This window comes from Hahella sp. HN01 (assembly GCF_018986435.1).
GTDB lineage: Bacteria > Pseudomonadota > Gammaproteobacteria > Pseudomonadales > Oleiphilaceae > Hahella.
The window spans coordinates 73595-85966 of sequence record NZ_JAHMIN010000002.1; the positions used below are offsets into that span (position 1 = coordinate 73595).

The 12372-nt window shown below is 57.7% G+C and carries 6 protein-coding genes; 3 read left to right on the forward strand and 3 right to left on the reverse strand.

Annotated elements, in window-relative coordinates; genetic code table 11:
• Window positions 1-35: 35 nt before the first annotated feature.
• The 3 genes from KP814_RS02690 to KP814_RS02700 all read right to left on the reverse strand — a co-directional run bounded on the left by KP814_RS02690 (window position 36) and on the right by KP814_RS02700 (window position 6544).
• Entirely contained in the window at window positions 36-2414 is a 2379-nt protein-coding gene (locus KP814_RS02690) for a glycoside hydrolase family 9 protein (protein WP_216735302.1), read from the reverse strand.
• A gap of 112 nt (window positions 2415-2526) precedes the next feature.
• Window positions 2527-4761, reverse strand: a complete 2235-nt coding sequence (locus tag KP814_RS02695) for a glycoside hydrolase family 6 protein (protein WP_216735303.1) — start codon at window positions 4759-4761, stop codon at window positions 2527-2529.
• A gap of 160 nt (window positions 4762-4921) precedes the next feature.
• Window positions 4922-6544 carry a cellulase family glycosylhydrolase gene (locus KP814_RS02700; protein ID WP_216735304.1) on the reverse strand — a complete coding sequence of 541 codons (1623 nt, stop codon included), beginning with the start codon at window positions 6542-6544 and terminating at the stop codon, window positions 4922-4924.
• Window positions 6545-7255: 711 nt separating this feature from the next.
• Here KP814_RS02700 and KP814_RS02705 point away from each other — a divergent pair.
• The 3 genes from KP814_RS02705 to KP814_RS02715 all read left to right on the forward strand — a co-directional run bounded on the left by KP814_RS02705 (window position 7256) and on the right by KP814_RS02715 (window position 12359).
• Window positions 7256-9448 carry a marine proteobacterial sortase target protein gene (locus tag KP814_RS02705; protein WP_216735305.1) on the forward strand — a complete coding sequence of 731 codons (2193 nt, stop codon included), beginning with the start codon at window positions 7256-7258 and terminating at the stop codon, window positions 9446-9448.
• Window positions 9445-10068, forward strand: coding sequence for a class GN sortase (locus KP814_RS02710; RefSeq protein WP_216735306.1), 624 nt, complete (start codon window positions 9445-9447; stop codon window positions 10066-10068). Before KP814_RS02705 ends, KP814_RS02710 begins: the two co-directional genes overlap by 4 nt.
• A 683-nt stretch (window positions 10069-10751) precedes the next feature.
• Complete coding sequence (locus KP814_RS02715; protein WP_216735307.1) at window positions 10752-12359, forward strand: autotransporter domain-containing protein; 1608 nt, start codon at window positions 10752-10754, stop codon at window positions 12357-12359.
• Window positions 12360-12372 lie beyond the last annotated feature (13 nt).

Below are 12372 nucleotides of genomic sequence, written 5' to 3' on the forward strand. Positions count from 1 at the left end.
CCCCTGTATGTCGAGATGGCGGAGGTGTCGTCGCGCTATTGGCAGACGTCGCCTGTCACGGTGGGTGTTTGCACCGTAGCGGACCCTTTCTGACCTACCATGCCGAACTCCACGTAAGCGCCGGGCTGGATGGTTTTATTCCAACCCAGAGGGCTCGCCTTGTAGGGATTTTGCCCGGAGAAATTGGCGTTCCACTGATTGTTGATCTGGGTTCCATCGCTGTATTTCCAGCTGACTTCCCATCCTTCAACCGGCGCCGACCCCTGATTGTGAATGCGGATCAGCGCGACGAAACCGCTGTTCCATTCGTTCTGCACAATGTATTCGCATGAGCCTTGCGAAGGCGCGTCCGTCAATGTCGCCTGTTGCGTCGCACTGCTTGCGCCGCCGCGGCCGTCGGCGATCTTGAGGGTGACGTTATAGACCCCCGGCTCCGCGTAATCATGGCTGGCGGTCCTGCCTGAGCCGACGGCGCCGTCGCCAAAGTCCCATTGGTAAGTCAGCGCGTCGCCATCGGGGTCGCTGGAGGCGCTGGCGTCCAGGTTCAGCGTCAGGCCGGAGGCGTTGATCGAAAACGCCGCCACGGGATCATGGTTGGGGTCTGGATCGGGGTTATCGCCGCCTTCTGCGAGATCGTTGACGAACGCCAGGGTCCACACCAGCGCGCCGTTCCAGTTGATGGTGATTTCATTGGTGGACCAGGAGCCGATGTCGTCAATGAAGCAGGTTTGCGGTTTGCTTTCGCAGCCGGATAACGCCGCTTTCGCCACATCATCCTCTAACCCGGGGTTAGGTCCTCCCGCCAGTGCGCCGGGGGGCGCCCAGGGATAACTACTATTGAGAACGCCGGCCCAAAAACGATGATGAGGCTGTTTGACTGCATGCGCGCCATGCCCGGTGACATAGGACAGGGACAGGGCGTTGCGGCCGAACAGGTAATCCACGGATTTCAGCGTAGCCTGAGCGTATTTGTCCTCGCCGGTGAAATCATAGGCCAGGGCGGTGATAGCCAGTTTGTTGGCCAATACATTGTTGGAGCCCCAGTAATATTCCTCGTTCCCCAATGGCAGCAGGTACCCTTGCGAATCAATGACTGCGACCAGTTTGTCCGCCAGTGACACCAGCGTACCTCGGGCCTGCTCGCGCAAGGCCGCGCTGTGATCGCCGGGAACCATGGCCAGGGACATCAGAGCGGGAATGCGGGTTTGCGGCCAGGCCCAGTCGGGCGCCAGATCCTCATCCCATTGAATGTCGTTCTTGTAGCTGGCGTCGCCGGTGGTGACGAACAGCTCCGCCGCCGCCCACACGAATTCATCGCTAACGTCCTGATCCCCGTATCCGCCGCCGCCATTGTTGAAGTCGTCTTTGTAGATGACGTCAGGGTGCTGCTTGGCGGCTTGCCAGGCCCGTTGCGCAGCCGTCAGACAGCGGGCTGCGAAATCCGGGTCGATGTCTTTCCATATCCGCGCGCTTTGCGCCGCCGTGGCGGCCAGATTCAGGGTGGCGGCGGTGGAGGGGGGAACCAGATAGCGCTGACGCGGGTCTTCATGAGGCGCCAGCGGCAGGCCGGTCCAGTTTTCATCATGCATTTTGTGATGAACCATGCCTGCCAGGGCTTCGCCTTCTGGAACCTGCATCGCCAGCAGGAATTCCATCTGCCAGCGGGCTTCGTCCAGCAGGTCGGGGACGCCGTTGCCGCTTTCGGGAATATTCAGGGTTCCGTCGGCGAACGCCTCTTTATGCTTGCCGAAGTATTGATTGCGTTCATAGGCGTTCAACAGCTTCCAAACGGAAATGCCGCCGTTGACGACGTATTTGCCGTGGTCGCCGGCGTCATACCAGCCCTTGGAAACGTCCAGGGAGTAATTGCAGGTTCCCGGCCAGCAGGGGACGTTGTAATCCCCCAGGTTGGGCGCTACGCCGATGTGTCCCGCCGGACGCGCCAGCTTGGCGTCCGGCGCATAGCTGCTGCGTCCGCCGCCGGTAAACTGGGGTTCGATCTCAATGCCGCTGCGGTTGTGATAGTAGTAGCGGATGGCGTCGTACAACGGGCCGGAAAAGACCTGCTCGTCAATGGCGAAGGGATAACTGCGGTCGCCGCCGACCTTCAGTTCATAGCCTTCTCCTTCGATATCCACATTGGAAAAATCGATCTGGTGCAGGCGCTCGCCGGAAGCGGCGTCGGCGCCTTTGGGGGTGGTCATGCCGGACGCAACCAGGGCGCCATTGCGCCATAATTCCCAGGTTTGCGCGGCGTCATTAGAGGTGGCGTATACAGCGACTTTGGGCGCTTCCGGCAGATAACCGCGCTGGTTGACGCGAGGGTTGCCGTCGGCGGAATAAGCCTGGATCGGGGTCATGGCGGCGGCCAGGGCCAAACTTATAGAACTTAATAAAAACATTGGCGTGCGCATAATCAGCGTCTCCTTTTCAGGTTTTTTGTTGGTCCTCAGGCGATCCTCCCTGATCGCCCTGTTTCAGGTTCGTGCAAGCGGACCGAATCACCGGTCCGGCGTTTAATGCGATTTATTCAATCGGTGGATAAGCGTTCTCCACCAGCATGCGGAACTGCTCGTGGAACCAGTGTCCCGCTGCGGGCGCGCCCGCTTTGGCGCCGGTGGGGTACCCGGATTTGCCGACGTAATCGGGGCTGCACATGGGGTCGAAGCTCTTGCCTTCGTCATCCGGAGTGGTTTGAGATGGATCGCTGGTGCCGTCAGACTCGCCGGGGGGCTTGATCCAGACGAACGCATCCACGGGCGCGTCGGCGCCGAATGGCGCAGCGCGGGGGCGTTCGCCCACCCCGGCGCCGTCGGCGTTACACCAGTTGCCGCGATGGAAACGACGATCCAGGCGGGCGGCGGTAACATAGTTGTCCACCGTGCTGGCGGAGGCGTCCGGTCCCGTGGGGCGTTCGTCTCCACCCCAGCCGTTGCGGCTGGTGTCGATCAGCAGGCCGAGATCGCTGGGGAAGCCGGCGTTGACGAAGGCTTGATGCAGGTTTTTGGCAAAGCCTTTTTCGTCGAATTGAGGGTTCCACTCATAGAACTTGGAAGAGCGAACTTCTTGCCCGTTGATGCGCAGGCTCGGATCAGGCAGATAGACTTCCTCTGTTGGCGTGTAGTTGGCGACGTTGGAAACGAATCCGTCAATGACGCTCAAATCGCCGCCGGAAGCCCCTTTGACCACTTGCGTAAATAACTGCACGGCGGGGCCGAAGTTACTTTCCCAACCCAGCCAGCCGGAATGGGCGATATCCAGATAGAGATAGACATTAGGCAGTTGCGACAGACGACTGATGGCGTACTGTACGCCGTCGACGTAAACGCCGTTTTGCGCCACCTTGGCGCACTCGGGAATATCGCGGTTGGTGACCAGGTTCGGCAACGAGTCCGGCTCAATCACCGTGACGATGCGGATATCGCGGAAGCGGGGATCGGACATGACGTCATAGATCACGTCAATATAGTCAGACTTGTAAATCGCCAGGCCATTCTGGTCTGAATGCAGCGTGCCGTTGGAAGCCAATGCGGCGCAGTCCCGATCCGGCAGGTTGTACACCACAAAGGTGGCGGTGATGGGCTCATCGCCGTCTTTTTGCGCCAGCGCCGCTTCCAGATGCTGTTCAAGGCTCAGACGACCGCCGTTGACGTCGCCGCCGTAGATGGCGTCGATACGGTCCAGCCATACTGAGGTGGGGGTGTCTTTCAATGTCGCCATTTTCGCGGCCAGAGAGGCGTCTACTTTAGCCATGGAAGCGTCCACCTGCTTCGCATAATCCGGGTTGATATAGGCCTTGGCGCCGGCGAAGGGATTGCTGACGTGCGCCGGATCGTCGCCGGGATCGGTATCGCCTTCCTCCACGGTGACGCTTTTGCTGGTTCTATCGCTTTGTTCGCCGTCGCTGACGGTGAGCTGGATGCTGTAGGTTCCCGCTTCCGCATAGGTATGGCTGGCGCTGACGCCAGAGGCCGTGGCGCCGTCGCCGAAGTCCCAGATATAGGTGAGATTGTCGCCGGTTGACGCGGCGGCGTTCACGCTGACGGTTTTATCCACCACGCTGCTGGTGAAGCTGGCGGTGACCGGGTCCGCCGTATCCGGCTGTTTCACGCGAATGCTCTGGGAGGCAGTGACGGACGCTGCGCCATCGCTGATAGTCAGAGTGACGTTGTAGTCGCCAGGATTTACGTAGTCGTGGGAAACCTTGACGCCCGTCGCGCTGGAGCCGTCGCCGAAGTCCCACTGATAACTGAGCGCATCGTTGTCCGGATCGCTGGAGGTGGAAGCGTCGAAAACCACTGGCAATGGCGCGTCGCCAACGCTGACGGAGGCGGTGAAGGCGGCGACAGGGGGATGGTTATCCGGCGCGCCATTATCATCGCAAACATCTCCAGTGACGATGGGAACCGGGGCGGCTGCGGCGCCTTTAGCGCCCTGCATGCCGAACTCGATGGTCTGGCCGGGAGCGATACGCCCGTTCCAGCTCATATTGGCGGCCCGATAAGGATTGGAGCCGGATAACTGGGCGCTCCAGGAGTTGCTTAGCAGCGAGCCGTCGTCATAACGCCAGGCGACGTCCCAGCCGTTGATTTCGCTGGCGCCGGTGTTCGTGATCTTAATCAGCGCCACGAAGCCGCTGTTCCACTCATTCTGCACCACATATTCGCACTTGGCGGCTTGTGCGAGAGGACTCTGCACGGCGGCGAATCCCAGGGAAAGAGCGGCGGCAAGGCCGTATCCCGATTTCATTGAAAGTTTCATTGGCGTTCCCTTTTTGGAGAAATAAGTCAGTCCGATATTCAAGCTTTTCGCTTTGTCGTCAGGGGCGCGGTGCGCCAGAAAAGCGCCACAGGGCGCAATGGGCGGCGGCGATACCGCTGAACTCGCCGCAGTAAACAGAAACCAGAAAAATGCGCACGCCTCAGTTCGCTCCGCACTGGATAAAGCGGGGTGTGCTGGCGGCGTTCCCTTTGACGCCCTGCATGCCGAATTCCACGCTGGCGCCGGGAGGGATCTCCGCATTCCAGCTCATACTGGAGACGTGATAAGGGTTCTCGCCGGATAACTCGCCGTTCCACACGTTGACGATGCGGGTTGCGTCTTCGTAGGCCCAGTCTGCTTCCCAGCCATGCAAGGGCGTTGTACTTGTATTGGTGATGCGCATGGATGCGATAAAACCGGCGCCCCACTCGGCGTCCCACTCGGCGCCCCACTCATTGACGAGTCTGTAGTCGCAGCTGACTTTGGCGTCGGTTGACGCTTCTACGCGTACGTTCACGCGCGCGGGAGTTGAGCTCAGGCCGTCATTGTCCAAGGCGACATAGGTGAAGCTATCCTCGCCGACAAAGTCGGGCGCGGGAGTGTAGGTCCAGAAACGGTCTGCGCCGACGAGCACGCCGTGGCGGGGCTGGGCGTCAATCTGGAAGGAGGCGACAGCCCCGTCCGCGTCGCTGCCGAACAGCACTATGTCTAGAGAGCGCCCTTGGGTGACCTGTAAGGACTGAGGGAGCGTTTTAGGCGGCTGGGGTCCGGTTTCTCCGCCGGTGAATACACTGGCTGGCCTGGCGGTGGCGCGGATGCCGTAAGCGCTGTTGATGAGGAAATCTCCCCAGGGCGTCAGGCGGTTGGCGTCAAAATCATGGGTAATGTCCAGTGATTCCGTCCCGCCGCTGTTGCCCGACCAGGACCAGCCCAGGTAACCGATGCGATAGAAATCCGCCAACTCCATGATGGCGGCTGCATCCACCTCTTCCCCTTGATGATCGGCGCCAAACTCTCCCACCACCAATGGCAACTTGTGGACATTGACGAAGGTAGACAGGTAGTTGTCGATTTTGCTGCGCTCGGCGTACACCTGATACATGTGCACGCTGAACACCAGGTTTTGCAACGGATCTGTGGCGAAGACCTCCGGCGCCTGCTGCAGCATGGTTTCCCGCCAGTCCTGTCCCCATGTGGGAGCGTCCACCATTAGCGTGTGGGTGAAGCCCGCATCGCGCAGACGCTGTATCGCTTCATTATGAATCTGCGCCCAGGCGGTGGTGGGAACATTGTTGCCCAGGGGCTCGTTGCCAATGTTGATGATGACGTAATCTTCCTGGCCCATGAGCCTGTCTTGAATGCTCAGCCAGTAATCCACGGCGGCGGACAACGGCGCCGCTTCCGGCTTTTCGCCATAACCGGTGACGTCATGCACCTCCAGTACGGCGATCATTTTTCTGGCTTTGCATTTGGCGATGATGCGCGCGACTTCCTCGGCGGAAGTGCTGGGCCATTGGTGGCCGGAGCCTAGGACGATGCGTACAGCGTTGGCGCCTGCGGCGGCGATGTCGTTTAACGCTTGCTCCGTACGATAGGCGTACCAGACATGAGGATGATTGATCCCGCGCATGACGAAAGGCTTGTTGAAGCCATCCAACAACTGTCCTTCGTGCACCTGGAAACCGGCGTAAGCGCCCGGCGAAGCGAGCGTCGCCGTCAGACAGCCCATCAGTAATCGGCGTGGTTTACAGCGGGTTAGTCTCTTAATTAGCTTTCCTTTCATACAAGATTCCTCATTTCCTGGTCGCCACTGCTCAATGGAGATATCGATCGGAGTGGCGTATATGAAAATGTTTTCAAAAAAATCTCATGAATTATCTGCGCTTTATGCGATTTCCCTGTCTTGTCGGAAGGCTATCCTGAGTCATGAGATTGATTGGTATTGCAGTGGTATCTGACTATTTGCCTAAGCAATGCGAGGCGCTTTAGTTAGACACTTGTCTATATGAAAACGTTTTCAAATTAATTTCAAAAAAATGCCCGAATCGAAGGGCTTTAACAGTAAAAATCCTAGACCCAGGTCTCGAATCCCGCAATAGCCACTTTGGGTTAGGTTTTATGGGTGGCGCTTGAGAGATATCTCACACGCTTTGCAGACAAGTCGGCTATCTCCCAAACGGCGAGATGACTAGTATAGAAAGCGTAGGGACACGGATGCCAAAGTAAGGAAACGCAGCAAGGAGGCGACAAGGAAGATCTTAGTCAAAAGGAATGGATCAGGAAGGCATCAAAATCAAAAGGCGCGGCAAGGAGCTGCGCCTTTTCTTTTTGCGTTTAAAAACATCCATTTGAAGTTTTACCCCAGCCAATATTCTCTTCGCCACATTTCGTCATAATTCATCCTTTCACCTGCCTTAATTGGCCCGGTGGCCGCCTTTTGTGAGCCACATACTGCAGGCACGCTTCGCTCTAAAAGAAAAAAAGGAACGCCTGCATGCTAAACGCAACCTATATCCATGCCTCCCTGTTTAGGGGATGGGGGGTTTTCGCCTTGCTCTTATCGACGCTTTGTTGGACCAGTCTCGCCCGCGCGGTGAATGGCGACTGGTCGGATGTCGGTTCTGGAGAGTTATTTTTCCTGGAAAACGACGCCTCCTCACCGAACTATCTTCCCGCCGTCACTTTGTCCACCAGCTACGACGCCAATGTGGCGGGCCTGATCGCCACGACGGAGATGACGCAGACATTCCGTAATGACTCTCAGCAGTGGCGGGAGGCGGTTTATGTGTTCCCATTACCGGAGGACGCTGCGGTATTCAGCATGGACATGCAGGTGGGAGACCGGCTGATTGTCGGCAAGATCGAAGAAAAGCAGAAAGCCGAAAAGGTGTATCAGCAGGCGAAAGCAGAAGGCAAAAGAGCGGCGGTTGTGCATCAGCAGCGTCCGAACCTGTTCACCCATAAGGTCGCCAACATCGGTCCTGGAGAGATGATCACACTCACTTTGCGGTATCAGCAGAATATCCGCTACCGCGCTGGCGCATTCTCGTTGGCTCTGCCCTTAACGGTGACGCCGCGTTACATCCCCGGGTCGTCAGCAGCGCCTGCCTGGTCTGAAGAAGATAAAAACCGTCTGCGCAACGAGTTGCGTTCTCATGAGCGCACGTTGATTAACGACAGCGGCTGGGCGCCGGCGACGGATCAGGTAGCCGATGCACCAGAAATCACGCCGCCAACAATTATGGCGGAGGATTTGGCGACGCCTTCCCATCAAGCGCACATCCGCGTACACCTGAATCCCGGTTTGCCTCTGGAGTCGATTGAGAGCGCCACGCATCGTATTCAATGGGTGCAACAAACCAACGGCTACGAGGTTTCTTTGGAGTCTAACAAAGACATCCTCATGGACCGGGATTTCACATTGATCTGGCGCGTTAGGCAGGGAGCGGAGCCGGAGGCGGCGTTATTTAAAGAAGTGGTGGGCGATGATGTTTACGCGCAATTATTGTTGATGCCGCCGCAGTTTTCCGATGAAGGCTTGAGTCTGCCGCGAGAGCTGATCTGGGTGATTGATACTTCCGGCTCCATGGAAGGCGTGTCTATCCAGCAGGCGCGTGAGGCGTTGCTGCAGGCGCTGGATACGCTGACGCCGCGAGATCGTTTCAATGTGATTGAATTCAACTCCAGCGCCCGCAAACTGTTTCCACAAGCGGTCCCCGCTCAGGAACGCGCACTGCAACAGGCGCGCCGCTTTGTGCGCAGCCTCAAGGCTGACGGCGGCACGGAAATCGCCGAGGCGCTGGACCGCGCTCTAAGCGATGCAGCGCCGGAAGGCTATGTGCGTCAGGTTGTGTTTCTGACCGACGGCAGCGTTGGTAATGAAATGGCGTTGTTCAAGCAGATTGACCAGCAGCTTGGGGACTCGCGTTTGTTTACTGTGGGCATTGGTCCATCGCCCAATCGCTTTTTCATGCGTAAGGCGGCGCAATTCGGCCGTGGCGCGTATAGCCACATCAACGATACGTCGGAAGTCAGCGCCAAGATCGCGGAGCTGAGCGACGCCTTGCGACAACCGGCGTTGCGGGACGTGCGCCTGGAGACCCCTGTCACGCCGAACGCTGAAGTCTATCCTGTGGCGATTCCTGACTTGTATCGCGGTGAGCCGGTGCAGTTGTTGTTCAAGGTGGAAGACGGCGCAGGGATGTCGGAGCTGCCCGCCTCCATTCAAGGATTCGGCGTGGGATTGTTGCAAGACGAACAGCCTTTGTGGCTACGCAGCCTGGATCTGCAACAGGCTGCGCCAAGTCAAGGCGTAGCGCGGGCCTGGGCGCGTCATAAGATTGACCACTGGCTGGATCGCAAAAGCATGGGTGAAACGGAAGAAAGTGTGCGAGACACCGTGCTGCCGCTGGCCTTGGATTTCGCCTTGATGAGCCCCTATACCAGCTTTGTGGCGGTGGAAGAGACGCCAGCGCGTCCCAGAGACAGTGAGCTGGAGAGCAGCGCCGTTCCTAACTTGGCGCCACAGGGCCTGTCTCCGAATATGGCGCGTATGCCCAGAACCGCGTCCGCTTCGCCTCTGATGATTCACGTGGGCGTATTCTGCCTGACGGTGGCGGGTCTGCTGGGCTGGAGGGATATACGGGAGCTGAGAAATCGTAAGCATCGTCTCGGGAGGCGCGTATGACTTTGCCAAAGCGCGCCGCCGCGTTGATATTTCTTCTTGTCGGCGCGGTGAGTCTGGGCGGTGGCGGATATATCCAGGCCAAGGCCTGGCTGGCTCAGATACTCCTGGAGCAGGCATGGCGGGATACCCTGGCGGCACGCGCTTTCTCAGGTGAGGAAGCCGTGGTTTACAAACCCTGGCCCTGGGCGGACACCTACCCAGTGGGACTTATGGAGGCGCCCCGGTTGGCGGCGCGCTGGGTGGTGCTGGAAGGCGCCAGCGGACGTAATCTGGCCTTTGGTCCGGCCCATATGGAAGCCAGCGCAGTCGTAGGGGAGCCAGGCATGGCGGTAGTCAGCGGTCACCGCGACACTCACTTTCTGGCCCTGCGCGATCTCCGTGAGGGCGATGTGGTGCGCTGGCAGACGCCTGCGGGCCAATGGCTGGAGTTCAGCGTGACCGGGGCCCAAGTAGTTAATGCGGATGAAGTCATGCTGGCGCTACCCGGAGCGGACGCCGCATCGTCGGCGATGCCGCCGCGACTGGTGCTGACGACCTGCTACCCCTTTGACGGACCGGTAGGGGGACCGTTGAGGAAGCTGTTTTATCTTGAGCCCGCCCCTCAGACGTTCGCGTTATAGATAAAAAACAGGAGCTTACGGTTGCAGTGTGAGATATGGCGCCGGTAATGGTGAGACATATCTCAAGGCGATGAGTGAATGTCTCACAACAGGTAGCGGATATGTAGCCTGTTGCGATCCAGGGCTGCTGACTAATATAGAAAGCGTAGGGACACACACCAGACGTAAGGACACGATGCAGGGAAGCAACAAGGATGAATAACGAGCCATAAGGAACGGCAAGGGAAGCATTTGATGCGGAAGCGCGGCACGGAAGCCGCGTTTTTTATTTCAGCCCGGCTCGGGCGTCTTTTTCCTGTCACGTTTCAACCTTTCGCTAAGCTCGTATTCATCAGCTCTGAGAGAACGGCTTCCCATTCCTGTCATTTTTAATCTTCCTTCTGTAGAGTTAATGTAAATTTTCGTTAACTTTTTTGACGCCTTTGCATACAATCCCTCGCTATAGGTGATTGATAAAGCCACTAATTCAAAAGTGGCGGTTGCTATAGCCGGTTTAAGCAATCGGTTACGGAGTGTGGTGACAATACGGAAGTTGAAGGGTTAATCACTTTATCGCCCTCAAAATAATCACAATTTCAGTTCACACTCACTTTCCACCCTGCAAGACGAGGCTGCGCCAATCATGGCGGGTTTTTCTKCGGGCGCGCGCCGCCACCACAAATAGTTTTAGATCAGGGTGTCAGATGATCAGATTCGTATCTCGTGTTTTGCATGCCGGTTTGACTTCCAGAAGCGCCATTCTCGTGGGCTCATGCATTGTGTCGCAGTCATTGTGGGCGACTCCTCCCAGCGCGGTGGATGACTCACGCACTATGGCCTCTGACAGCAGGCTCACCATCAATGTAATGGCGAATGACTTTGACTCCGATGGCGACGCTATTAGACTGGTCAGCGTTGGTTCGCCAGATAACGGCTCCACCACCGCCAATGCGGACGGCAGCGTGCGTTATATCCCCAATTCAGGCTTTATCGGCTCTGATACTTTCACATATGTCATTGAAGACGACGCGGAGCCCGCTACCCGCTCTACCGCCACTGTTACCGTCACCGTCGTCGACAGCTCCGTGACGCCGCTGGCGGATGGAGACAACGATCGCAAGGTCGCGCAAGCCTTTGAGAGCGCCTGTGGCAGCTTGAACTCCCAGACGGATGATGAAATTTCCGCTGGCGGCAGCCTGTTGTTGGCCCGTTGTGAAGGGCTTTCCCAGTTAGGCATCAATAACCCTGAATTGGTGGCGGAAGCGCTGAATAAGATCGCGCCGGAAGAGACCTCTTCGCAAATGCGGAACTCCGCATCCTCCAGCCGTTCGCAAAGCAGCGCAGTCAGCCAGCGTCAAAAATTGCTGCAGAATGGCGCTACAGGCTTCTCTTTAAACGGGGTTGCCTGGAATGGCGCCGCCAGCGGCGGCGCAGCGGGTGAAGAATCCAGCCCCTGGTCGCGAGTGGGCGTCTTCGCCAACATCCAAAGAGAAGGCGGTGAATACGATAAAACTGGCCTGGAAAGCGGTTACGACTATTCCGGCGTGGTGCTGACTCTGGGCGCCGACTACGCGTTGCGTCGTGATCTGTTTGTCGGCGGCGCTTTCGGTTGGACTCACACTGGCGTCGATTACGCCAACCAGGGCGGCGAACTTGACACGGACATCTATACCTTCCTTGGCTACGCCAGCTATTTTGTAGGCGATTTCAGTTTTGACGTGCAGATGGGGTACGGCGAGACCCGTTTTGACTCCAAACGTCGCATCGCCTACACCGATCCTACCGGCGATGTAGACGTCACTGCTGTTGGCGACACCAGCGGCGACCAGTTCCTCTTCAATACCCGCGCGGAATGGCAGTGGTCGCGCAATGCGCTGACCCTGAGCCCCTATGTGCGTTTAGATTATCTGAACAGCAATATCGACGGTTACGGCGAGAATGGCGCAGGCGGTCTCAATATGACCCTCAGCGAGCAACGCATTGATCAGTTGACGCTGGCGGCGGGTGTACAGGGAACCTACGCCATCAGCCGTGACTGGGGTGTATTGATTCCTTCTTTCCAGCTTAGCGCTCTGAGTGAAATTCATTCTGATCGCGATGCGGTGACGGGACGTTTTTCCTACGACCCAGATCCGAACAATCGCTTTGATCTGCAAGCGGACTCTGAGGAGTCGCTGTTTTATCAGGCCGGCGTAGGAACCACTGCTGTGTTGCCTCATGGCCTGTCAGTGTTTTTGGAATATCAGCAGATATTCGGATACGAGCATCTCACCGCCTATCAGGTGCAGACCGGCGTGAGATACGAGCTATAACAGGGAGTCAGTC

Bases quoted from the DNA above. Each gene is read 5' to 3' on its own strand.
- KP814_RS02690 (WP_216735302.1), bottom strand. From the start codon at position 2,414: ATGCGCACGCCAATGTTTTTATTAAGTTCTATAAGTTTGGCCCTGGCC.
- KP814_RS02695 (WP_216735303.1), bottom strand. From the start codon at position 4,761: ATGAAACTTTCAATGAAATCGGGATACGGCCTTGCCGCCGCTCTTTCC.
- KP814_RS02700 (WP_216735304.1), bottom strand. From the start codon at position 6,544: ATGAAAGGAAAGCTAATTAAGAGACTAACCCGCTGTAAACCACGCCGA.
- KP814_RS02705 (WP_216735305.1), top strand. From the start codon at position 7,256: ATGCTAAACGCAACCTATATCCATGCCTCCCTGTTTAGGGGATGGGGG.
- KP814_RS02710 (WP_216735306.1), top strand. From the start codon at position 9,445: ATGACTTTGCCAAAGCGCGCCGCCGCGTTGATATTTCTTCTTGTCGGC.
- KP814_RS02715 (WP_216735307.1), top strand. From the start codon at position 10,752: ATGATCAGATTCGTATCTCGTGTTTTGCATGCCGGTTTGACTTCCAGA.